The 22,907-nt window shown below is 70.6% G+C and carries 20 protein-coding genes and 1 tRNA gene; 8 read left to right on the top strand and 13 right to left on the bottom strand.

From position 1 onward, the window contains the following. The first annotated feature begins 185 nt into the window (after positions 1–185). Together D8M39_RS10020 and D8M39_RS10015 are read left to right on the top strand one after the other, a co-directional pair. The gene (locus D8M39_RS10020) at positions 186–662 is read left to right on the top strand and encodes an IS3 family transposase (RefSeq protein WP_083482590.1); all 477 of its coding nucleotides are present in this window, start codon (positions 186–188) and stop codon (positions 660–662) included. Beyond that, a complete protein-coding gene (locus D8M39_RS10015; RefSeq protein WP_238694043.1) occupies positions 557–1,099 on the top strand; it encodes a tyrosine-type recombinase/integrase in 543 nt (180 codons plus the stop codon). Before D8M39_RS10020 ends, D8M39_RS10015 begins: the two co-directional genes overlap by 106 nt. Positions 1,100–1,279: 180 nt before the next feature. On the opposite strand, the gene D8M39_RS10010 is transcribed toward D8M39_RS10015, so the two are convergent. The 9 genes from D8M39_RS10010 to D8M39_RS09970 form a co-directional block, all read right to left on the bottom strand. Further along, a tRNA-Pro gene (locus tag D8M39_RS10010) sits at positions 1,280–1,353 on the bottom strand. Positions 1,354–1,488: 135 nt separating this feature from the next. Next, on the bottom strand, positions 1,489–3,033 hold the full coding sequence (gene der, locus D8M39_RS10005; RefSeq protein ID WP_126874944.1) for a ribosome biogenesis GTPase Der: 1,545 nt from the start codon (positions 3,031–3,033) through the stop codon (positions 1,489–1,491). Further along, entirely contained in the window at positions 3,030–3,782 is a 753-nt protein-coding gene (gene cmk / locus D8M39_RS10000; protein WP_126874943.1) for a (d)CMP kinase, read from the bottom strand. The genes der and cmk overlap by 4 nt, the downstream gene beginning before the upstream one ends. Continuing rightward, complete coding sequence (locus D8M39_RS09995) at positions 3,782–4,900, bottom strand: prephenate dehydrogenase (protein WP_126874942.1); 1,119 nt, start codon at positions 4,898–4,900, stop codon at positions 3,782–3,784. The genes cmk and D8M39_RS09995 overlap by 1 nt, the downstream gene beginning before the upstream one ends. Next, entirely contained in the window at positions 4,897–6,009 is a 1,113-nt protein-coding gene (locus D8M39_RS09990; RefSeq protein ID WP_126874941.1) for a pseudouridine synthase, read from the bottom strand. The genes D8M39_RS09995 and D8M39_RS09990 overlap by 4 nt, the downstream gene beginning before the upstream one ends. Positions 6,010–6,016: 7 nt before the next feature. Beyond that, positions 6,017–6,715, bottom strand: a complete 699-nt coding sequence (locus D8M39_RS09985; protein WP_332308141.1) for an SMC-Scp complex subunit ScpB — start codon at positions 6,713–6,715, stop codon at positions 6,017–6,019. Between the two features lie 48 nt (positions 6,716–6,763). Further along, positions 6,764–7,714, bottom strand: coding sequence for a ScpA family protein (locus D8M39_RS09980; protein WP_371413780.1), 951 nt, complete (start codon positions 7,712–7,714; stop codon positions 6,764–6,766). A 158-nt stretch (positions 7,715–7,872) separates the two neighbouring features. Further along, positions 7,873–8,766: a ParA family protein gene (locus D8M39_RS09975; protein WP_055086571.1), complete on the bottom strand. Its 894-nt coding sequence runs from the start codon at positions 8,764–8,766 to the stop codon at positions 7,873–7,875. 196 nt (positions 8,767–8,962) lie between these two features. After that, positions 8,963–10,414 (bottom strand): cation:dicarboxylate symporter family transporter, encoded by a 1,452-nt coding sequence (locus D8M39_RS09970; protein ID WP_126874940.1) that lies wholly within the window; start codon positions 10,412–10,414, stop codon positions 8,963–8,965. Between the two features lie 154 nt (positions 10,415–10,568). On the opposite strand from D8M39_RS09970, the gene D8M39_RS09965 reads away from it, so the two are divergent. Beyond that, positions 10,569–12,353, top strand: a complete 1,785-nt coding sequence (locus D8M39_RS09965) for an ATP-binding protein (RefSeq protein WP_126874939.1) — start codon at positions 10,569–10,571, stop codon at positions 12,351–12,353. After that, positions 12,350–13,048 carry a response regulator gene (locus D8M39_RS09960; RefSeq protein ID WP_094393674.1) on the top strand — a complete coding sequence of 233 codons (699 nt, stop codon included), beginning with the start codon at positions 12,350–12,352 and terminating at the stop codon, positions 13,046–13,048. The genes D8M39_RS09965 and D8M39_RS09960 overlap by 4 nt, the downstream gene beginning before the upstream one ends. 76 nt (positions 13,049–13,124) lie before the next feature. On the opposite strand, the gene D8M39_RS09955 is transcribed toward D8M39_RS09960, so the two are convergent. Beyond that, positions 13,125–15,044: a propionyl-CoA synthetase gene (locus D8M39_RS09955; RefSeq protein WP_174233411.1), complete on the bottom strand. Its 1,920-nt coding sequence runs from the start codon at positions 15,042–15,044 to the stop codon at positions 13,125–13,127. A gap of 182 nt (positions 15,045–15,226) precedes the next feature. Between D8M39_RS09955 and D8M39_RS09950 the strand changes: the two genes are divergently transcribed. The 4 genes from D8M39_RS09950 (at position 15,227) to D8M39_RS09935 (ending at position 19,611) form a co-directional block, all read left to right on the top strand. Continuing rightward, entirely contained in the window at positions 15,227–15,886 is a 660-nt protein-coding gene (locus tag D8M39_RS09950; protein WP_055086369.1) for a GntR family transcriptional regulator, read from the top strand. Positions 15,887–15,944: 58 nt separating this feature from the next. Then, positions 15,945–17,477 carry an MmgE/PrpD family protein gene (locus D8M39_RS09945; RefSeq protein ID WP_055086367.1) on the top strand — a complete coding sequence of 511 codons (1,533 nt, stop codon included), beginning with the start codon at positions 15,945–15,947 and terminating at the stop codon, positions 17,475–17,477. 2 nt (positions 17,478–17,479) lie between these two features. Next, complete coding sequence (gene prpB, locus D8M39_RS09940; RefSeq protein WP_055086365.1) at positions 17,480–18,391, top strand: methylisocitrate lyase; 912 nt, start codon at positions 17,480–17,482, stop codon at positions 18,389–18,391. Between the two features lie 80 nt (positions 18,392–18,471). Next, on the top strand, positions 18,472–19,611 hold the full coding sequence (locus tag D8M39_RS09935; protein WP_055086363.1) for a bifunctional 2-methylcitrate synthase/citrate synthase: 1,140 nt from the start codon (positions 18,472–18,474) through the stop codon (positions 19,609–19,611). A 226-nt stretch (positions 19,612–19,837) separates the two neighbouring features. On the opposite strand, the gene D8M39_RS09930 is transcribed toward D8M39_RS09935, so the two are convergent. The 3 genes from D8M39_RS09930 to D8M39_RS09920 form a co-directional block, all read right to left on the bottom strand. Then, entirely contained in the window at positions 19,838–20,833 is a 996-nt protein-coding gene (locus D8M39_RS09930) for a D-alanyl-D-alanine carboxypeptidase family protein (protein ID WP_055086361.1), read from the bottom strand. 99 nt (positions 20,834–20,932) lie between these two features. Next, complete coding sequence (locus D8M39_RS09925; RefSeq protein ID WP_371413779.1) at positions 20,933–22,240, bottom strand: site-specific tyrosine recombinase XerD; 1,308 nt, start codon at positions 22,238–22,240, stop codon at positions 20,933–20,935. Beyond that, positions 22,237–22,893 (bottom strand): NUDIX hydrolase, encoded by a 657-nt coding sequence (locus D8M39_RS09920; RefSeq protein WP_126874938.1) that lies wholly within the window; start codon positions 22,891–22,893, stop codon positions 22,237–22,239. The genes D8M39_RS09925 and D8M39_RS09920 overlap by 4 nt, the downstream gene beginning before the upstream one ends. Between the last annotated feature and the right edge of the window lie 14 nt (positions 22,894–22,907).

Genomic DNA, 22,907 nt, shown 5'->3' with positions numbered 1-22,907 from the left:
TATCACCGCCGCCGTCGACAGGCCCGTCTGGGTCGATTGACCCCCATCGAATACGAGACCATCATGAACCCCGCCGTGAGCCTCGCGGCCTGACACCCCAACTGTCACCTGTTCGTGCGGCAGTCCCCACTCCAGCCGAACGACTCCATGCTTTACTGAATGCGAGTTGAACCAGTGTTGCGACGATGACTGGAACTCAAGCCGCGCACGGCTGGGTCTACTGCTGCGCGGTGATTGATGCCTGGAGCAGGAGGATCCTCGGATGGGCGATCGCGGACCACATCCGGACCGAACTCGTCGTCGACGCGTTGCAGATGGCCCGTTGGCAGCGCCGTCCACCGCCCGGGACGATCGTTCACCCGGACAGGGGCAGTCAGTATACGAGCTGGCTGTTCGGGCACCGACTCCGCCAGGCCGGGCTGCTCGGGTCGATGGGCTGGGTCGCCTCGAGCCAGGACAACGCGGCGATGGAGTCGTTCTGGTCGTCCATGCAGCGCGAGCTGTTGGACCGGCGGTCGTGGCCGTCGAAACAGGTCCTCGCGACGGCGATGTTCGAGTGGATCGAGGGCTGGTCCAACCCCCGCCGGCGACACTGCGGGATCGGGATGCTGTCACCCCACGAGTTCGAAACCCTTCACGCCCCCGCTGCCACGGCGGCTTGAATCAACCACCACCAACCGTCCGGGAAACCGGGTCAGGCTCCCAAGGCCTCAAACCCGTACTGGAGCGACTCACGCACGAACGTGAACCCGACGAGCGGCTCCTGACCGGTCCCCGCGGTGGGGTGCTCACCACAGCGTGTGTGCGGGATGCGACGAAGTGGGATCAGCTTGTCACCGAGCTTGAGCTACCCAGCCTCACCGGGCACGGACTCCGCCACACCGGAGCGACCTGGCTCGCAGACGCTGGCATCCCGCTCCATGTCCTCCACGGCATCCTTGGACACAAATCAATCGAGACGACCCGCGGCTACCTCCACCCCGGCACCAGGCACCTCGCCGACGCCGCCGCACGCGCCAACGCGTTCCTCGACGGACACAAGTACCCCGAGCATGAGAGCCCCGCATCGTCCGGTCTAGCGACGGCCCCTCGGCGATGAAAAGGCTGCCGATCGCAGCCCAAAACGGGCTCCAGGTCCCGGCTCGTCACAACGGCCGCAATCGAAGCGTCCCGGAAGGTGTCAACATCCGCGGTCGGATGTTTTCATAAATCCCTCCGAAAAGGACACCAGAAACGACGAAGCCCAGGTGAGAAATTTACTCTCACCTGGGCTTTTCTGTCGGGATGACAGGATTTGAACCTGCGACCCCTTGACCCCCAGTCAAGTGCGCTACCAAGCTGCGCCACATCCCGCGACCGTGTTCGACGCCGCTTCCGGCCCCGAACACCCGAGTTACATTACCCCAACCCTGCCCGAATTTCACATCGGCGCAGGCGACTCGCGAGCCGCCCGCGCCGCATGGAAACCGAGCCAGTAGGGGCAACCACTCAGCGCTTGCGCTGGCGCTTCTCCCTCACGCGCATGCTGACCTCCAGCGGGGTGCCCTCGAAGCCGAAGGTCTCGCGGATGCGGCGCTGGATGAACCGGCGGTAGCCGGGGTCCAGGAAGCCGGTGGTGAACAGCACGAACTTCGGCGGGCGGGAGGAGACCTGCGTGCCGAAGAGGATGCGGGGCTGCTTGCCGCCGCGCACGGGGTGCGGGTGCGCGGCCACGATCTCCCCCAGGAAAGCGTTGAGGCGCCCGGTGGGGATGCGGCGGTCCCACGATTCCAGGGACGTGTGCAGCGCAGGGACGAGCTTGTCCTTGTGCCACCCGGTCTTGGCCGAGAGGTTTACGCGCGGCGCCCAGGACACGTGGGCCAGATCCCGTTCGATCTCGCGTTCCAGGTAGAACCGGCGCTCGTCGTCCAGGGTGTCCCACTTGTTGAACGCGAGCACCAGGGCGCGCCCGGAGTCCACGGCCATCTGCAGGATCCGCACGTCCTGCTCGGAGAGCACCTCGTCCACGGCGAGCAGCACCACGGCGACCTCCGCGCGCTCCAGGGCGGTCTGCGTGCGCAGGGACGCGTAGAAGTCCGCGCCCTGCTGCAGGTGCACGCGGCGGCGGATGCCGGCGGTGTCGATGAACCGCCACGCCTCCCCGCCCAGGAAGATGATCTCGTCCACGGGGTCGCGCGTGGTGCCGGCGGTCTCGTCCACCACCACGCGGTCCGAGCCGGCGAGCTTGTTCAGCAGCGAGGACTTGCCCACGTTGGGCCGCCCGATCAGCGCCACGCGCCGCGGACCGCCCTCCAGCTCGGCCTCGGCCACCTCGGAGAACTCGGGCAGCGCCTTCACGAGCGCGTCGAGCGCGTCGCCCGAGCCCTTGCCGTGCAGCGCGGAGACCGGGAACGGTTCACCCATGCCCAGGGACCACAGCGCGGTCGCGTCGATCTCCAGCTGCGGGGAGTCCGCCTTGTTGGCCACCACGATGATCGGCTTCTTCACGCGCCGCAGCATGTTCACCACGGCCTCGTCCGTGGCGGTCACGCCCACGGTCACGTCCAGCACGAGCAGCACCGCGTCCGCGTTCTCCACGGCCAGCTCCGCCTGGTCCGCCACGCGCTTGTGGATGCCCTTGGCGTCCTGCTCCCAGCCGCCGGTGTCCACCAGGGTGAAGTTCTTGCCGTTCCACTCCGCTTTGTAGGACACGCGGTCACGCGTCACCCCGGGGGTGTCCTCGACCACGGCCTCGCGGCGGCCGAGCACGCGGTTGACCAGCGTGGACTTGCCCACGTTGGGCCGTCCCACGACCGCCACCACGGGATCGGGGCGGCGCGCGTTGCGCTCGTCCTGCCCGTCGATCCAGTCCGCGAGCAGCAGCGCGTCCTCGTCGTCGAGCTCGTAGTCGGCCAGGCCCTCGCGCAGGGCCTGTGCCCGGGCCTCGGCCTCGTTGTCGTCGATCGCGGCCAGGCGCTGGGAGATGTCCTCGTTGCCCCCGCCCAGGACGGACTGCTCGTAGGAGTCCACCGTGGGCTCGTCGGGTGCGCTCATGGTTGCCTCGCTTCCTCGGGGGCCGCAGCACCCGTGTCGTCGGGGGCCTCGGCGGCCCCGTCGTGTGCCGTGTCCGTGTCACGGATGACCAGGTCGATCACTCCCTGCACGGTTTGTTCCATGGTCAGTTCGGAGGAGTCCAGCAAGTGGACGCCGTCCTGGGCACTGGTGAAGTTCACCACGGTGGAGTCCTTCGCGTCACGGCCCACCACCTGTGCCTGCAGGTTTGACGACGCCGCCGCGCCCAGCTGCCTGCCCCGCCGCGCCATCCGCGCGGCCTGCGAGGCGGTCAGCAGGATCCGCACGTCTGCGTCCGGGGCCACCACGGTGGTGATGTCCCGGCCCTCGGCGACGATCCGGTTCCCGCTCTCGTGGATGATCTCCCGCTGCATCCGCACCAGGATCTCGCGGGCCGCGACTGTGGTGGAGACCGCCGAGACGTGGTCGGTCACGCGGTCCCCCCGGATGGCCGCGCGGACATCCTGCCCGGCCACGAGGATGCGCTCCTCATCCGGGTCCGTGCCCATCTCCAGGGGGACGGAGCGCGTGGCAACCAGGACCGCCGCGTCGTCGTCCAGGTCCACTCCGGACTCCAGGCACCACCACGTCACCGCGCGGTACATGGCGCCCGTGTCCAGGTAGGCCAGCCCGAAGCGGCGGGCCACCTCCTTGGAGACCGACGACTTGCCGGACCCCGAGGGCCCGTCGATCGCAATCACCAGTCGTGCGTTCGTGTCGCGTGCGTTCATCACTGCACCACCTTCCAGCCGCGTTGCTGCAGCTCGTCGACGAGTTCCGCGTGCCGGGAGGGCTCCACCGACGCCGTCACCAGACCCACGGGCTGCCCGGGCGAGTGCTCCAGGCGCATGTCCTCCAGGTTGACCCCGATCTCCCCGATCTCCGTGAGCAGCCGCGCGATCTGGCCCGGGGTGTCGTCCACGGCCACCGTGAGGGTCGCGAACGCGCGGGGCGCGCCGCCGTGCTTGCCGGGGATGCGGGCCTGGCCCGCGTTGCCCTCCGCCATCAGCTGGGCGATGTCCAGGCGAGCGCCCGAGGCCTCCGGGTTCTCCAGCGTGGCGATCAGACGGTCGATGTCCTCGCGCACCTCGTGCAGGGACGCCACCACGGGACGGGCGTTCGCGGAGAGGATCTGCACCCACAGCCCGGGGTCCGAGCCGGCGATCCGGGTGGTGTCCCGCAGTCCCTGCCCGGCCAGAGAGAGGTGGTGCGGAGGGGTCTCCTGCAGCCGGGAGGCCAGCAGCGAGGACATCACCTGGGGCAGGTGGGAGATCAGCGCCACGGTCTCGTCGTGCTCGACGGGCTCCATCACCGTGATGGTCGCGCCCAGGTCCACCGCGAGGTTCTTGGCCGCGGCCACGGCACGGGCGCCGGTCTCCGGACCGGGGCAGATGACCCACGGCATGGAGGTGAACAGCTCACCGCGTGCCGCCACCGGGCCGGACTTCTCGCGCCCGGCCATCGGGTGGGTGCCCACGTACCGGGTGAGGTCCGCACCCGCGGCACGCACGGCGTCGAGAATGGGGCCCTTGACCGAGGCGATGTCCAGCACCACGGCGTCGGTGTGCTCGGCGAGCGCCTCGACGACGAGCTCGGCGACCACGTCCGGGGGTGCCGCAACCACCACGAGGGCGGGTTCGGGCACCTCCTCGTGGGCGGCGCGGGCGGCGCGCACTGAGCGACCCGCCCCGATGTCCTGCGCCACCGCCTCCGTGGTGGGCGAGGAGTCCCGGACCTGCACGTCCACGCCCAGGTGGCGCAGCCCCAGCCCGATGCTCGCACCGAGCAGGCCGGAGCCGACCACCAGGACGGGCCCGGTGCTCGTGGCGATCGTGGGGACCACGCTCACATCCCCACGGAGGCGAGCAGGTTGCCCACCTCGGTGTGGGAGAGCTTGCGCACCGTGCCCTGCTTCTGGTCCCCGATCGCGATGGGGCCCACGTGTGTGCGGGCGAGCTTCTCCACCGGGTGGTCCACGGCATCGAACATGCGGCGCACGATCCGGTTGCGCCCGGAGTGCAGGACCACCTCGATGAGCACGTGGCCCGGGGTGGAGTCCACCAGCCGGAAGTCGTCCACCTTGGCGATGCCGTCCTCCAGGCGGATGCCCTCCTTCATCCGGTTGCCGATGCCCTTCTCCACGGGCCCGTGCACCTGCACGAGGTAGGTCTTGGGGACCTCGTAGGAGGGGTGGGTCAGGCGGTTGGTGAGCTCGCCGTCGTTGGTCAGCAGCAGCAGGCCCTCGGTCTCAACGTCCAGGCGGCCCACGTGGAACACGCGCTCGTGCTTGCGCGGGTCCAGGTAGTCGCTCACGCAGCGGCGGCCGTCAGGGTCCTCCATGGTGGAGACCACACCGGCGGGCTTGTTGAACGCGTAGTAGACGAGCTTCTCGTCCGTCTGGATGCGCATGCCGTCCACGTGGACCACCTGCAGCGCGGGATCCACGCGCACGCCGAGCTCGGTGACGATCTGCTCGTCCACGCTCACGCGGCCGTCCTGGATCATCTCCTCGCACACCCGACGGCTGGCCACGCCGGCCTGCGCCATGAGCTTCTGCAGCCGCACGCCGTTCTCGTCGTGGACCTCCAGCCGGTCCACCGGCGGGTTCTTGGGACGACGGCGCCGGTGCGGGCCGTGCTCCTTGATCGCCGAGGCGCGGCGCTCGTACTTGTCCACACCCGCGAAGGCGCGGGGCTTCTGCGGGCCCTTCTGCCCGGCGGCAGCCTTGGGCTTGCCCGGGCCCTTGCCCCGCCCGGAAGCAGGACCCTTGGCGTAGCCGCGCCCGGCGGCGTCGCCCGTGCGCGAGCCCTTGCCCGGGCCGGAGCCCTTGCCAGATCCGGAGCTCTTGCCCGGTCCGGAGCGGAACCCGCCCTTGGGGCCGGCCTTGGATCCCTTGCCGCGCCCCTGGGGGCCGCGGGCGCCTCCGCCGCGTGCCGAGTTGCCGTGTGATGCTGCCATGCGTCGATCAGTCCTCTATGTCGTCAAGTTGGTCGGTTCCGGGCAGCAGAGGTGCGATGTCCGGGAGCTCGTCCAGCGAGCCGAGACCGAGTTTTTCCAAGAAAAGGGGGGTCGTGGAGTACAGGACGGAGCCGGAGGCCTCGTCGCGCTCCCACGCGGTGAGCAGGCCGCGCTGCACCAGGGTGCGCACCACGCCGTCCACGTTCACGCCGCGGATGGCGGAGACGCGCGAGCGGGAGACCGGCTGCAGGTACGCCACCACGGCCAGGGTCTCCAGTGCGGCCTGGGAGAGCCGGGAGCTGCTGCCCTCCACCACGAAGTCCGTCACGAGCTGCGCGTGGTCGCTGCGGGCGTAGATCCGCCAGCCGCCGGCCACTTCCCGCAGCTCGAAGCCCCGCACCCGCGGAGCTGCCGGGAGGTCGTTCTCCCGGTGCGTGTGCGTGGCCGACCGTCCATCATAGCCCGGCTCCGTGAGCTGGCGCGGGGGTGCGCCGGTGTTTCCGGTCACGCCGTCGTAGTCGGCCTTCAAGTGCTCCAGCGCGCTGCGCACCCGGTGCGAGGGCTCCCCGGTGACCCGGGCGAACTCGTCCACCCCCACGGGTGCGGCGGCCACCATGAGCACCGCTTCCAGCGCGGAGAGCAGGTCGTCTCCCGTGCGGTTGTCCCCGGGAGTCTCCACCGGGGGTGCGGGGTCCGTGTCGGCCACGCGCTCATCATCTCCTTCGGTACGGTTCACACCGATCCTGTACTGGGTTCAGTCTCCCAGGTTTTCGCTCTCCGTGCCCACCGGGGCCCGGGGCGCCGCGCCCTCGTGGCCGCCGGCTGCCGCAGCCGTGACCTCGTCGGGCTCGGCACCCGAGTACTCGCTGCTCAGCGCTTCCGCGGACCAGTCCTGCGGTCCGTCCCAGCGCACGAGCAGGGGTCCGAGCACCTCGTCCTGGTGCAGGCGCACCACGCGGTCCCGGTACATCTCGAGCAGGGCCAGGAAGCGCACCACGACCACCAGGGTGGACTCCGCGTCCGCGATCAGGGAGTGGAAGGTGTGCTCCGCGCCGTCGCGCAGGGCCTCGGCCAGGATCTCGGCCTCGTCCGCGACCCGCACCTGCGCGCCGTGCAGGTGCGCGACGTCGACCTCCTGCGGCACGTGGCGCTCCGGGTCCAGCGCCGCGACCGCGAGGCGGGCGAGCTGCTCCGGGGTCAGCGTCCACACGAGCGGGGGCAGGGCCGTGGTCACGGCGGGGTCGAGGTCCACCTGGCGCGGGATCCGCACGGACTCCGCGGCGAGGCGCACGTTCAGCCGCCCCGCGACCTCCTTGAACGCCTTGTACTGCAGCAGCCGGGCGAAGAGCAGGTCGCGGGCCTCCAGCAGCTCGACGTCGTACTCGTCCGCCACCTCGCCGCGCGGCAGCAGCCGGGCCACCTTGAGGTCCAGCAGGGTGGCGGCCACCACCAGGAACTCGCTCGCCTCGTCCAGCGCCTGGGGCGACGCCGAGCGCTGCAGGGCGCCCACGTACTGGATGAACTCGTCCGTGACCACCGACAGGGACACCTGGGTGATGTCCATCTCGTGCTTGGCGATCAGCGAGAGCAGGACGTCGAACGGGCCCTGGAAGTTCTCCAGGGCCACGGTGAACCCGCTGCTCCCCTGCCCGGTCCGCTCCGCCTCGGAGGGGACGGGGACGGGCGGCGCCACGACATCGCTCACGCGCCCCGCTCCCCCGGGCGCGGCCCTCTCAGGTGGCGCGTTCCGGCCAGGTGGCGCATTCCCGTCAGCCGGAGCGTCGCAGCCAGAGCGTTCCCACGGCTCGGCCAGCGTGTCCCGGTGAGGCCGCGCGTCCGCCGGTGCTGCTCAGGCACGCCGGATCAGGGCGCGCCGCCGCGCGAGATGAGCTCGCGGGCGAGCTGGCGGTAGGACTCCGCGCCCGGGTGGTTGGTGGCGAAGTTCAGGATGGGCTCCGCGGCCACCGTGGCGTCCGGGAACTTCACGGTGCGCTTGATGACGGTGTCGAAGACCTTGTCCCCGAACGCGTCCACGATCCGGGCGATGACCTCGCGCGAGTGCAGGGTGCGGGAGTCGAACATCGTGGCCAGCACGCCGTCGATCTGCAGCTTCGGGTTGATGCGGTCCTGCACCTTGGAGATCGAGTCCACCAGCAGGGCCACCGCGCGCAGGGCGAAGAACTCGCAGATCAGCGGGATGATCACGCCGTGCGAGGCGGTCAGCGCGTTAACGGTGAGCAGCCCCAGGGAGGGCTGGCAGTCGATGAGGATGACGTCGTAGTAGTCCTCCACCTTGCGCAGCGCGGAGGCGAGCACCTGCTCGCGGGCCACCTCGTTGACGAGCTGCACCTCCGCCGCGGAGAGGTCGATGTTGGCGGGCAGCAGGTCCACGTTCTCCACGTGGGTCTGCTGCACGACGTCCCACACGTCCACCGAGCGGTCCATCATCACGTTGTAGATGGTCAGGTCCAGCTCGTGGGGGTTGGAGCCGAAGCCCGCGGAGAGCGCGCCCTGCGGGTCGAAGTCCACGAGCAGCACCTTGCGGCCGAGCTCCGCGAGCGCCGCCCCCAGGTTGATGGTCGAGGTGGTCTTGCCCACCCCGCCCTTCTGGTTCACCATCGCGATGATGCGCGCGGGTCCGTGCTCGGTCAGCTCGGGGGGATCCGGGAAGGTCCGCACGGGGCGTCCCGTGGGGCCTACGGCGTCCGACACCGCAGCCTGGGTCTGCTGGGGCCTCTCATCATGGGCGTTGCTCACGGGCGACGGCCTTCCTTCCTGGGCGGGACAACGGGGTCTCAACGCCCTACCCTACCGCCGACGTGCTGTTTCGCTCTCAGCGCCCGGACCCGCGCCTGCCCAGCGTCCGGGCACGGGTTCGGGGGACGGACCGCGAACGCCCACCCGGTGGCGGGCACCGGGTGGGCGTCGGGGGCCGTTGCACGGCCGGGTCGTGCTAGTGGGCGGCGGGCGGCGGGGTCGACGGCGTGCCCGTCGTCGACGTCGCACCGCCCTCCGCCGCCGGGGCGCCCTGCGTGACCGAGGCGCCCTGCGTGGCGGAGGCGTGCGGGTCCACGGCCAGCGTGGTCTCGTCGAAGGGCTCCGCGCCGGAGAGGACCCGCTGCACACGGGCCTTGTCCACTTCCTTCACCCACGTGCCGAGCACGAGCGTGGCCACGGCGTTGCCGGAGAAGTTGGTCAGGGCGCGGGCCTCGGACATGAAGCGGTCAATGCCCACGATCAGGTCCACGCCGTCCAGCAGGTCCGGGCGGTGGGACTGCAGCCCGGCCGCCAGGGTGGCGATGCCCGCGCCGGTGACACCGGCCGCGCCCTTGGATGCGATGATCATGAACACGAGCAGCGCGATCTGCTCACCGATCTGCAGGGGCTTGCCCATGGCGTCGGCCACGAACAGCGCACCCATGGTCAGGTAGATGGCGGTGCCGTCCAGGTTGAAGGAGTACCCGGTGGGCACCACGATCCCCACCACGGGCTTGGAGACGCCCAGGTGCTCCATCTTGGCGATCAGCCGCGGCAGCGCCGCCTCGGACGAGGAGGTGGAGAAGATCAGCAGGTACTCGCGGGCCAGGTACTTCATGAGCTTGAAGATGTTCACGCCGGAGACGAGCTTCAGGATCAGGCCCAGGACCACCACGATGAACAGGATGCAGGTGATGTAGAACGCGACCATGAGCCCCAGCAGGGAGAACACGGCCTTCAGACCCGTGGCACCCACGACCGCGGCGATGGCGCCGAACGCGCCGATCGGGGCGAGCCACATGATCATCGACAGCAGGCGGAACACCACGGCCTGCATGTAGCCCACGGCCTTGAGCACGGGCTGGCCGGACTCGCCCATGGCCTGCAGGGCGAAGCCCACGAGCAGGGCCACGAGCAGGGTCTGCAGGATCTGCCCGGAGGTCAGTGCGGAGAACAGGGTGGCGGGGATGATCCCCAGCACGAAGCCCACCAGACCGCCCTCGCTCTCCTCGTGGCCGGTGGCGAGGGAGGACTGGTCGAAGTGCGCGTTCGCGAGGTCCAGGCCCGCGCCGGGCTGCACGATGTTGCCGACCACCAGGCCTATGGCGAGCGCGAAGGTGGACATCACGATGAAGTAGAGCAGCGCGAGGCCGCCCACCTTCCCCACCGTGGCGGCCTTGGCCACCGATCCCACGCCCAGCACGATCGTGCAGAAGATGACCGGCGCGATGATCATCTTGATGAGCGCCACGAATCCCGTGCCGAGCGGCTTCAGGGCCACCCCCACATCCGGGAGCACGAGACCCACCACGATGCCCAGGACCACCGCGGCGATGACCGCGATGTAGAGGTAGTGGGTGCGGTCGCGCTTCTTCTTGACCGGTGGTTGGGCGTCACGCGGATCGCGCGCGGCGGGCTGGCTCGTCATGGTGGCTCCTCAACGGTGAGTGGTGGAATGGTGACAAGCCTCACGCAGGAATGCCGTCCGCGTCCCATTGTGGTCATATCGTTCATGACCGGGGTCACATGCCTGCACACCGTGGCCGTTCTGCACACCTCCCACACACACCGGAGTTCCTCCCATGTCCCTCGCCCAGCGGTTTCTCGCCCTGCAACTGGCCCTCGTGGTGGTCACCACCCTGGTGGTCGCGGGCGTGATGCTGGGCCAGTCGCACGCGCGGGTCGCCGAACGCGCCGAGTCGGTCACCCGGGCCACGACGACGACGCTCGTGGACGATCCCTCGGTCCGGGATGCGATTCTCGGCCCGGACCCCCACACCCCGCTGCAGTCCCTGACCTCGGCGGTGGAGCGGGACACAGACGTTGACTTCATAACGATCATGACCCCCGATGGCACGCGGATCACCCACTACGACGAGTCCCGCGTGGGCCAGCAGTACCTGGGGGACAGATCCCACGCGCTCGCTGGTGAGACCTATACGGCCACGGAAGTTGGAAAACTGGGCCCCTCGGTGCGGACGATTGCCCCCGTGCGGGACACCGATGGGACGGTTGTCGGACTTGTCTCCTCCGGTGTGCTGCTCGACCAGATCGCCGCGGAGAACCGCAGCCAGTTACCGGGCCTGCTGCTGATCGCGGGCGCTCTGCTCTTGATGTCCTCCGCCACCAGCGCGCTCATGGCCCGCTACCTGCACCGCGTCACCGGAGGCCGCTCCCCCGAGTCCCTCGTACGCCAGCTCGCACTCAACCGTGCCGTTCTAAAGGAAGCACGGGAGGGTCTGGTGCTGATAGATGAGGAGGACCGCGCCGTGCTGAGCAATGCTCGGGCAGCCGAGCTGCTCGGGGTCTGCGTCCCAGAGCACACAGCACATGCGGATGGCGCGGGCGGCGCTGCGGAGGATTCTGCTGCCCACTTCCGCGCAGAGGGCGGGAGTCCCGAGCGGCAGCCCGACACACCGGTGGGCACTGTTCGCGGGAGGGCGGGCCGCGGGGCACCACCCGGGCGGCGCCCACCCCGCCCCGCGGCCCACGTGCCGGCCCCGCTGGCGGAGATGCTGCCGCACGAGGCCACCTTCGAGGACCGCCGGTGCACGGTCCGCGGACGGAGCCTGGTGGCGACGTGTGCGCGGGCCTCGGAGGACACACGGCTGCGGGTGCTCATGGTCCAGGACCAGACCGAGCTGAGCAGGATGGCCGGTGAGCTCGACATCGTGCGGACCATGGCCGCGGGTCTGCAGGCACAGACCCACGAGCACGCCAACCGTCTGCACACCGTCGTCTCGCTGCTGGAGCTGAAGCGCTACCCGCAGGCCCTGGAGTTCGCCGCGGCCACCGCGCGGCTGTCCGTGCAGGTGAGCGAGAAGGTCACGCGTGATGTGCACGATCCCTATCTGGCAGCCCTGCTCGTGGGCAAGGCCGCCACCGCCCGGGAGCGCGGTGTCCAGTTCACGGTGGTGACCCTCGGGGAGATCCCGCCGCTCGCCGTGGAGCCCACCGACCTGGTGAGTGTGGTGGGCAATCTCGTGGACAATGCGGTGGAGGCCGCGGCCCAGCACTGCGGTGGGGCCGCATCGGTCGGGATCGAGGCGGAGACCGGTGCGGGCAACGACGAACCGCCCGCAGTGGAGGTGGAACTCATGACGTCGCAGGACGGAGCACACGTGCACGTCACGGTGGCCGACAACGGTCCCGGGATCCCCGAGGAGGAACGGGAGCGGATCTTCGAACGCGGGGTGACGAGCAAGACCGACACCCCGTCCGGACACGGGGTGGGACTCGAGCTCGTGCGCCGGATCGTCACGGCATGGGGCACGGATGTGACCGTCCACCGTGATGCCGGAGCCGTGTTCACGGTGGACATCCCCGCAGTGGCGCCGGCCCCGGGCAGCTCGGAGCCGGCCCCGTGATCCGGGTCCTCGTCGTCGACGATGAACCCCTCACCGGCGCCGCCCACGCCCAGTATGTCGCCAGGTGCCCGGGATTCGAGGTCTCCGGTGTGGCCCGCAACGGCAGGTCCGCCCTCCACGCGCTGCGGGAGCGCGCGGCATCGCCAGCCCCCGTGGACCTGGTGCTCCTCGACGTGAACCTTCCGGACATGTCCGGCCTCGAGGTCGCGCACGCGCTGCGCACGCACCGGGTGTCCGTGGACCTCCTGGTCGTCACGGCCCACCGGGATACGGCCACGGTTCGCGAGGCGATGTCTGTGGGAGCGGTGGGGTTCCTCATGAAACCGTTCACGTTCGAGGACCTCAGGGTGAAGCTCGTCTCGTACGCGCAGTACCGTCGTGCGCTCGACGGACCTGCCCGCGAGGACACCCCGATGGAGCAGGCGGACGTCGACCGGCTGTTCACCGTGCTGGAGGGCCAGCCCGCCGAGGCGCCGCCCAAGGGGCTGGCCGCTGAAACTCTCGCAAAGGTCGCGGAGCACATGCGCTCCGCACGGGGATTCAGCTCCGCGGGCGAGGTCGCGCTCGGTCTGGGCCTCTCACGCGTCACGGCCCGGCGCTATCTGGAGCACATGTGCGACACCGGTGAGGTCGAGCGCCGGGCGCGCCGCGGGGCCCCGGGCCGCCCGGAGCTGGAGTACGGCTGGCGGGGGTGAGCCTGCGGCAAGCGCCCTTCGGCATCCGTGGCCCGGCGTGCTCTGTGCGCACCGGGCCGTCGGTCGCGGACCGCGGTCACTTCCTGGGTGCGAGCACGGCCTCCAGCGCCTCCAGCACGGAGTGGTCCTCGATGGTGGAGGGCACCACGTACTTCTCGCCGTCGGCCATCTGTCGCATGGTCTTGCGCAGGATCTTGCCGGAGCGCGTCTTCGGCAGCGCCTCGACCACCGACACGTCCTTGAAGTCCGCCACCGGCCCGATCTGCGAGCGCACCATCGTGACCAGGTCCTCGGCCAGCTGCTCCTGCGTGATCTGCGAGCCGGTCTTGAGCACCACGTACCCGGAGGGCCGCTGGCCCTTCAGCGGGTCGTTTACGCCGATCACCGCGCACTCGGCGACGTCCGGGTGGGTGGCGACGATCTGCTCCATCTGCCCCGTGGACAGGCGGTGGCCCGAGACGTTGATGACGTCGTCGGTGCGACCCATCACGAACACGTAGCCGTTCTCGTCGATGTACCCGGAGTCCCCGGTGGCGTAGTAGCCCGGGAACGCGGACAGGTAGGAGGAGACGAAGCGCTCGTCGTTGCCCCACAGGGTGGCGAGCGTGCCCGGGGGCAGCGGAAGGCGCACCGCGATGTTGCCCTCCTCTCCGGGGCCCAGTGGCTCGCCGATTGGGTCGAGGATCTCCACGTGGAACCCGGGCACCGGCACCGTGGGCGAGCCGGGGACGATCGGCAGCCGCTCGATCCCGAAGGGGTTGGCACAGATGGCCCACCCGGTCTCGGTCTGCCACCAGTGGTCCACCACGGGGACGTCCAGGACCCGGGCGGCCCAGTGGTAGGTCTCCGGGTCCAGCCGCTCCCCCGCGACGAACAGGGCCTCCAGGGAGGAGATGTCGTACTGCTGGACGAGCTCGCCCTCCGGGTCCGCCTTGCGGATGGCACGCAGGGCGGTGGGGGCGGTGAACAGCACCTTCACCCCGTGCTCGGCCACGCGCTTCCAGAACGCCCCGGCGTCCGGGGTGCCCACGGGCTTGCCCTCGTAGACCACGGTGGTGGCCCCGGCCAGCAGCGGTCCGTAGACGATGTACGAGTGCCCCACCACCCATCCGACGTCCGAGGCGGTCCACATCACGTCCCCGACGCCGATGCCGTAGATGTTCGCCATGGACCAGGTCAGCGCCACCGCGTGGCCGCCGTTGTCCCGCACCACGCCCTTCGGCTTTCCCGTGGTCCCGGACGTGTAGAGGATGTAGAGGGGGTCGGTGGCCTTGACCACCACGGGCTCGGCCGGGGCCACCCCGTCCTGCGCCTCGGTCCACGAGAGCCACGAGGGACCGCCCGAGGCCGACGCGCGTTCGCGGGCCTCGGTCACGGTGGTCTCGAAGCCCTCGCGCTCGTGGACCAGCACCGCCGACGGCGCGTGCTCGCTGAGGTGCAGCGCCTCCTCGATCGCGGGCAGGTACTCGATCCGCCGCTTGGGCTCCACGCCACCGGAGGCCGTCACGATCGCCACCGGCTGCGAGTCGTCGATCCTGCTGGCGAGCTCCCGCGGCGCGAAGCCGCCGAAGACCACGGAGTGCACCGCACCGATCCGCGCGCACGCGAGCATCGCGATCACGGACTCGGCGATCATCGGCATGTACAGCAGGACACGGTCCCCCTTGGCCACCCCCTGGGCCGCGAGCGCCCCGGCGAAACGGGCCACCCGTTCCTGCAGCTGCGCGTAGGTGATGTGCTCCTGGACGCCGAGCACCGCGGAGTCGTAGATCAGGGCGGTGCGCTCGCCGTGGCCCGCGGCCACGTGCCGGTCCACCGCGTTGACGCACGTGTTCAGCTCCCCGTCCGGGAACCACCGGTAGATGGGTGCGCCGGAGTCGTCCAGCGCACGCGTGGGGGCCGTTTCCCAGTCAACGGCCCGGGCGGCCTCGAGCCAGAACTGCTCGGGGTTCTCCACGCTCGCGCGGTAGACGGACTCGTAGGTGCTCAGCGTCATGGCTTCCTCCGGGTGTGGTGCGGGGCGGGCTTCGGCGTAGGGACAGCGTAGTGTCATGGATCACAGGCACACAAGGGTTATGTATACAAAAGACGGGAAATTTCCGGCGGATCTTCCACAATCCTTGGTTCAATCCGGTCAGGTGTATACAGTGGAGGTGTTTCCACACGTCAGGAGGAGCCATGCGAGCTGGTGAGCGCGCGTACCGCGAGCTGCGGGCGGACATCGTGTCCTGGCGGTTGACCCCGGGCCAGGTGCTCGGCGAGGTGGACCTCTCCGAACGTCTCGGCATCTCCCGCACCCCCGTGCGCGAGGCGCTCTCCCGCCTCACCGCGGACGGGCTGACCGAGCCCCACAACGGCCGCGGCGTCGTCGTCAGCGCGATCTCCGCCGAGGACGTCCGTGCGCTCTACGAGCTGCGGGACACCCTGGACTGCCGCGCCGCGGAACTCGCCGCGCAGCGCGGCGACCGCGAGACCTTCCGCGCCCTGGCCGAGGAGCTCTCCCACGCCGCCGAGGCCCTGTCCGACGAACCGGACCACCCCGCCTACTACGAGCTCGTGGACCGCATGGACGCGGAGATCGACCACGCGGCCGGCAACCCGTACCTGCAGCAGGCGCTCGGCAACGTGCGGCTGCACCTCGCCCGGGTCCGGCGACTGTCCACCACGAACCCCCGGCGCCTCGCCGTCGCCGCCGCCGAGCACGAGGCCATCGCCCGCGCCGTCGCCGACGGGGACCCGGCGCTCGCCGTGGCCACCACCCGCGTCCACCTGAAGAACGCACTGGGCAACGCCCTGCGCACCCCCGAGCTCGCCCCGGCCAGCCCGGTGGCCTCCTGAACCCGGCCGAGACCGGCCGCCCGAGAACCCGAGAACTCCCGCACCGAAAGGAACACCCGTGACCGTCACACACACCGTGCGCACGTACTCGTCCAAGGAGGAGCTGCCCCGCGAGGAGCAGCTCGCCCACAAGCTGGCCGCCGTGGCCACGGACCCCGTGGCGGTGGAGCCCGAGGTCGTGGAGATGGTGGTCAACCGCATCATCGACAACGCCTCCGTGGCCATTGCCTCCCTGAACCGCGGGCCCATCGTCTCCGCCCGCTCCCAGGCCCTGTGCCACAGGGTGGCCCCGGGCGGCGGCTTCACGGGGCAGGGCTCCCTGCTCTACGGCGCCCCGGAGGGCGACGCCGCCGTGTCCCCCGAGTGGGCGGCCTGGGCCAACGGCGTGGCCGTGCGCGAGCTGGACTACCACGACACGTTCCTCTCCGCCGAGTACTCCCACCCCGGTGACAACATTCCGCCGATCCTGGCGGTGGCCCAGCACGTCGGCAGCACCGGCGAGGACCTGATCCGCGGCATCGCCGCCGGGTACGAGATCCAGGTGGACCTGGTGAAGGGCATCTGCCTGCACGAGCACAAGATCGACCACATCGCGCACATCGGCCCCTCCGCGTCCGCGGGCATCGGCGCCCTGCTGGGCCTGGACACCGAGACCGTCTTCCAGGCGATCGGCCAGGCGCTGCACACCACCACGCAGACCCGCCAGTCCCGCAAGGGCGAGATCTCCACGTGGAAGGCGCACGCACCCGCGTTCGCCGGGAAGATGGCCGTGGAGGCCGTGGACCGTGCCATGCGCGGGCAGACCTCCCCCACCCCCATCTACGAGGGAGAGGACGGCGTGATCGCGTGGCTGCTCTCCGGTCCCGAGGCCCGCTACGAGGTGGCCCTGCCCGCGCCGGGTGAGGCCAAGCGCGCGATCCTGGACACCTACACCAAGGAGCACTCCGCGGAGTACCAGGCGCAGGCGTGGATCGACCTCGCCCGCAAGCTGCACCGCGAGCACCCCGAGCTCGCCGATCCGGCCAACGTGGCGTCTGTGCTCATCAAGACGTCCCACCACACGCACTACGTGATCGGCTCCGGGGCGAACGACCCGCAGAAGTACGACCCCACGGCGTCGCGCGAGACCCTGGACCACTCGATCCCCTACATCTTCACCGTGGCCCTGCAGGACGGCGCGTGGCACCACGTGGACTCCTACGCCCCGGAGCGGGCCGCCCGCCCGGACACCGTGGAGCTGTGGCACAAGGTGACCACGCAGGAGGACCCCGAGTGGACCCGTCGCTACCACTCGCTGGACATCTCCGAGAAGGCGTTCGGCGGTTCCGTGGAGATCACCCTCACGGACGGCACGGTCATCACGGACCAGATCGCCGTGGCGGACGCCCACCCGCTGGGAGCCCGCCCGTTCGCCCGTGAGCAGTACATCACCAAGTTCCGCACCCTGGCGGAGGGTCTAGTGGCCCCCGAGGAGATCGAGCGCTTCCTGGACACCGTCCAGCGCCTGCCCGAGCTGAAGGCCGGGGAGCTGGGCCAGCTGAACATCGCCGCGGCCGTGGAGCTGGAGAAGTCGCCGAAGGGAATCTTCTGATCATGCTGTACACCACCGTGACCCCCGCGCAGAAGCGCGAGCGCTTCCGCGAGCTGCTGGCCGACCCGCAGATCGCGCAGTTCCCCGGCGCGTTCACCCCGCTGTCCACCAAGCTCATCCAGGAGCAGGGCTTCGAGGGCGTCTACATCTCGGGCGGCGTCCTGGCCAACGAGCTCGGCCTGCCGGACATCGGGCTGACCACGCTCACCGAGGTGGCCACCCGCGCCGGGCAGATCGCCCGCAGCACGGACCTGCCCTGCCTCGTGGACGCGGACACCGGCTTCGGCGAGCCCATGAACGTGGCCCGCACCGTGCAGGAGCTCGAGGACGCCGGGCTGGCCGGCTGCCACATCGAGGACCAGTTCAACCCGAAGCGCTGCGGGCACCTGGACGGCAAGAACGTGGTGGACACCGCCACCGCAACCCAGCGCATCCTCGCCGCCGTCGCGGCCCGCCGGGACCCGAACTTCGTGATCATGGCGCGCACCGACATCCGCGGGGTGGAGGGTTTCGACGCCGCCGTGAACCGGGCGAAGGCACTGGCAGACGCCGGTGCGGACGTGATCTTCCCGGAGGCCATGGCGGACCTCTCAGAGTTCGAGCGCATGGCCTCCGCCCTGGACGTACCCGTGCTCGCGAACATGACCGAGTTCGGCAAGTCCGAGCTGTTCACCACGCGGCAGCTGCAGGACGCTGGGGTGTCCATGGTCATCTACCCCGTCTCCCTGGAGCGCCAGGCCATGGGCGCGATGGAGCGCCTGCTCACGACCATCCGCGAGGACGGCACGCAGCAGGCGCAGGTGGAGACCATGCTCACCCGCAAGCGGCTGTACGAACTCGTGGACTACACGGGGTACAACCAGTTCGACTCCGGGGTCTTCAACTTCGAGGTGCCCGGCGCCCCGAACGCGTGACCCGCTGTTCCCACCCCGCCCGATGTGGTGGGGTGGGAACCACGTTCTTTCCTGTCCACTGCTGTCGAAGGAGATCAACCGTGGCTGACACCGAAATCCGCAAGGGCCTCGCAGGCGTCGTGGCGGACGCCACCGCCGTGTCCAAGGTCAATGCCGAGACCAACTCCCTGCTCTACCGGGGCTACCCCGTGCAGGAGCTCGCCCAGAAGTGCTCCGCGGAGGAGGTCGCCCTGCTGCTGTGGAACGGTGAGCTGCCGTCCGCGGAGCAGCTCAGTGCCTTCCAGGAGTTCGAGCGCTCCCACCGGGCCCTCACACCGGAGCTGCGGCGCGTGATCGACGAGCTGCCCACCACGTGCCACCCCATGGACGTGTGCCGCACCGCCGCGTCCGTGATCGGCGCGCAGCACCCGCTCGCGGAGGACAACTCCCCCGAGGCCGAGCTGGCCAAGGCCCAGGAGCTGTTCGCGGTCATGCCCGCCGTGGTCTGCTACGACCAGCGACGCCGGCACGGCCAGGAGCCCGTGGAGCCCCGTGAGGACCTCGACTACGCGCAGAACTTCCTCTGGATGGCCTTCGGCGAAGAGGCCGCGCCCGAGGTGGTGGACGCGTTCCGCGTGTCGATCATCCTGTACGCGGAGCACTCCTTCAACGCCTCGACCTTCACGGCGCGCGTGATCACCTCCACGCTCTCGGACCTGCACTCCGCGGTCACCGGTGCGATCGGCGCCCTCAAGGGTCCGCTGCACGGCGGCGCCAACGAGGCCGTGATGCACACCTTCGAGGAGCTCGGCATCCGCAAGGAGGAGACCGCCGAGGAGGCCGAGAAGCGCGCCAAGGAGTGGATGGACCAGGCCCTGGCCGAGAAGAAGAAGGTCATGGGCTTCGGCCACCGCGTGTACAAGCACGGCGACTCCCGGGTGCCCACCATGCAGGACGCCCTGTTCCGCATGCTCGACTACTACGACCGCCAGGAGATCCTGGGCCTCTACAACGGTCTGGCCAAGTCCATGGACGAGGCCAAGTCCATCAAGCCGAACCTGGACTACCCCGCTGGCCCCACCTACTGGCTCATGGGCTTCGACATCCCCACGTTCACGCCCATCTTCGTGTGCGCCCGGATCGTGGGGTGGACCGCCCACATCATGGAGCAGCGCGCCAGCAACTCGCTGATCCGCCCGCTGTCCGCCTACAACGGCCCGGACGAGCGCCACCTGGACTGATCCCCTGTTCCGACGACGACGCCGTGTCCCGCCTTCCGCGGGGCACGGCGTCGTTCGTGCCAGGGTTCAGTAGCGCGTGCCACGTCCTCCTGCGCCTTCCGACCTCCCGGCGTCACCGCGCCTGCGCCGCAGCAGGGCGCCGTTGTCCTCCGTGGCGGGGTTCACCTCCCTGAAGCGCTCCGGGCGCGCGGTGCACGCTGGTCGCCGCGCCCGCGTCCCCGCCCACTCAGTACGTCGGGGCGGCAGGGAGCCCGAGGTAGGCCTCGAGGCTCGCCCGCCCGCTCCGCTTCACGCTCTTCGCGGTGGCGGGCCCCACGTAGCGCAGGTGCCACGGCTCGTAGGCGTAGCCGGTGCTGGGCGTCTGGCCCTGCGGGTAGCGCACGACGAACCCGTACTCGTGGGCGTGCGCCGCGATCCACCGGCCCTGCGGCGTGGCCGAGAAGCACGCGAGCAGCGTGCAGGCGCCGGTGGGCGAGGCGACGTCTACAGCGAGACCCGTCTGGTGCTCGGAGTAGCCCGGCCGCGCGGAGAGGGAGTCCGCCGTCGCCTGTCCGTGGGAGGCGGTGTACCCGCGGTAGAGCGCGTCCTGGGTCGCGTAGTCCCGGTAGCCGCTCTGCGCCACAAGGTGGACACCCTGGGCACCGGCCGCGCGGCTCATCCGCTGGTAGGCCGTGGCCGCGTCCTCGCGCAGCTGCACTCCCCCGCCCACGGTGCGCAGCGGGGACGGCGCGTAGGTCCGCGGTGCCAGCGGTCGCTCCTTGTTGACGACCACCGACGCGCTCGACGCAGCGTCCACGTCCCGGTGCACCACGGCACCGGCCTTGGCCGTCCAGGTGATGCGCCCGCGCTGGTAGCGCACCTCGCACCCGTTCTTCCCGCACGCCTCCCGGCTCACGGGGTACCCGAGGGTGCCGTGCTCCGAGCCCTCCGCCCGCCAGCGGGCGAGGATCCCGCCGCGCTGCGCTCGGGCCCCCGTGGTGGGCGACCAGTGGATGGTGCCCTTCTGGTACTGCCGGTAGCACCCGCCGTCGCGCAGCCCGCACCGCTCGGCGGAGACGGGGTCGCCGAGCCAAGAGGAGGCGCCCGGCAGCGCGCGGTACTCCCGGTCGATCCCGCTGCCGGTCCCGGACACGGCGGAGGCGGGCGACGCCCCCGTCGCGAGCAGTCCCCCGGCCAGCAGCGCGGTGAGCAGGACGTGCGGCAGGCGTGAGAGTGTTCGCATGCTTCTCACGGTAGCCCGTGGTTCTCACTGAAGCAGCGCGGTGCTCCACGAGCACCCCGTGTGACGACGCCGCACTCACGCACCCGGCGCGGGTCCGGCTCAGCGGGCGCGCGGGTGCGACGTCGCGTAGACCTCGCGCAGCGACTCCACCGAGACCCGCGTGTAGATCTGCGTGGTGGCCAGCGACGCGTGGCCGAGCAGCTCCTGGACGACCCTCAGGTCCGCGCCGCCCTCCAGCAGGTGCGTGGCGAACGAGTGGCGCAGCGTGTGCGGGGTGATGACCTCTTCCCGGTGGATGGTCCGGGCCGCGTCCTTGACCATGTTCCAGGCGGTCTGCCGCGAGATCCGAGAGCCCCGCGCGTTGAGGAACACGGCCGGGGAGCCCTTGCCGTTGCGGGCGAGCTCGGGTCGGGCCCGCACCAGGTAGCGTTCCAGCGCGGCCACGGCGAAGGACCCCACGGGCACGAGCCGCTGCTTGTCGCCTTTGCCGTGGACCCGGATCAGGGCGAGCTCCTCGTCGCGCAGGCCGGCGAGGTCGTCCACGTCCAGGTCCACCGCCTCGGAGATGCGGGCTCCCGTGGCGTAGAGCAGCTCCAGGAAGGCGCGAGCGCGCAACCCCGTGGGCGTCTCGGGGTCCGGCGCGGCCAGCAGGTTCTCGACCTCGGTGATTCCGATGGCCTTCGGCAGCCTGCGGCCCGGGACGGGCGGGCTGACCCGGGAGGCGACGTCGGTGTCCACCGTGGACTCGGTGGCCCAGAAGGCGTGTGCTCCCCGTACCGCGGCCAGCACGCGCGCGCTGCTGCGGGCGGACAGCGGCGGATGGCCGTCCTCGCCCTCGCGCAGCACCCGCAGGAACGCCCTGACGTGGTCCGTGGTGATGTCCCGCGGCACACGGATCTCCGGAGCGCGGGTCGTGAGGTGGTGCTGATAGCGGGCGAGGTCCCGGCGGTAGGCCGCCAGCGTGTTTTCGGCCAATCCGCGTTCCACCACCAGGTGGTCCAGGTACCGCCCGACGGCGCGGCGCAGCTCCGGCGCGGATTCCTCGGCGGGTGCCGCGTCGGCGCCCGGAGCGTGCTGGGCTCCCCGAGGAGAATCCGTTACCGGGGTGTTCCGGCCCCGCTCCGAGTCCTGCTGCGGGTTCCGGGTCTGCCCCGGGCCCCGCTCCGAGTTAGAGGCCTGCCCAAGGTCCCGCTCCGGGTTCGGGGCTTCATCCGGGGCCTGCCCCGAGTCCTGGTCCTGGCCGTGGTCCGGGTTCTCGGCCTGGGCCTGGGCCTGGGCGGACGGTGCCCGCGTGGTGGCCTCGGGCGGGAGGGCGTCCTGCGGACGGTCATTCTGCGGAAGCGCCTCCGGGATGACGGGCAGAGGCTCCGTGATCGGCCCGTCCGCCGACAACCGCTCCTCGCTCACCCCGCGAGCTCGGGACGGGCGGGCCAGGCGGCGTCCGCGGGGCGCAGCGTGCGCCAGCCGCGGGCCTTGGCGGTGTGCGCGGCCATGATGCCGAGGGCCGCCGCCGGGGAGGCGATCCGGCCGGCGAGCACCGCGTCCACGGCGTCGTCGAGGTCCGCGAAACCCGCCACGATCTCTGCCTCCTCACCCTCGCGGGCGAAGCGGTCCCCGGTGGGGACCTCGGAGAGTCCCCGGGCGAGGAAGATGCGGTTGGCCTCCGCGGAGGACCCCGGGGAGTTGTCGAAGTCCACGAGGGTGTCCCACTGCTCGGCCACGAGGTCCGCCTCCTCGCCCAGTTCCCGCTGAGCAGCGTCGAGCGCGGGCTCGCCGTCGACGTCGAGCAGTCCCGCCGGGATCTCCCACATGCGCATGCCCACCGGGTGTCGGTACTGGTTGATGAGCAGGATGCGGTCCTGCTCGTCGAGGGCGACGATCGAGACCGCGCCCGGGTGCGTGATGAACTCCCGGACCAGGGGCTTCTCCTGACCCGCCATGCGGAACGTCTCACGCCGCACGTTCCAGATGGCGCCGTCCAGCACGGTCTCGGACTCGTCCACCGGTCGCGGATCCGGGCGGTCCCGCAGCTGGTCGGCAGTGATGGCGGTGAATTCCACGGTGACTCCGTTCG

It is taken from the genome of Kocuria sp. HSID17590, assembly GCF_003989485.1.
Taxonomy (GTDB): Bacteria; Actinomycetota; Actinomycetes; order Actinomycetales; family Micrococcaceae; genus Kocuria; species Kocuria salsicia.
This window is presented reverse-complemented; position numbering and strand designations above follow the sequence as displayed.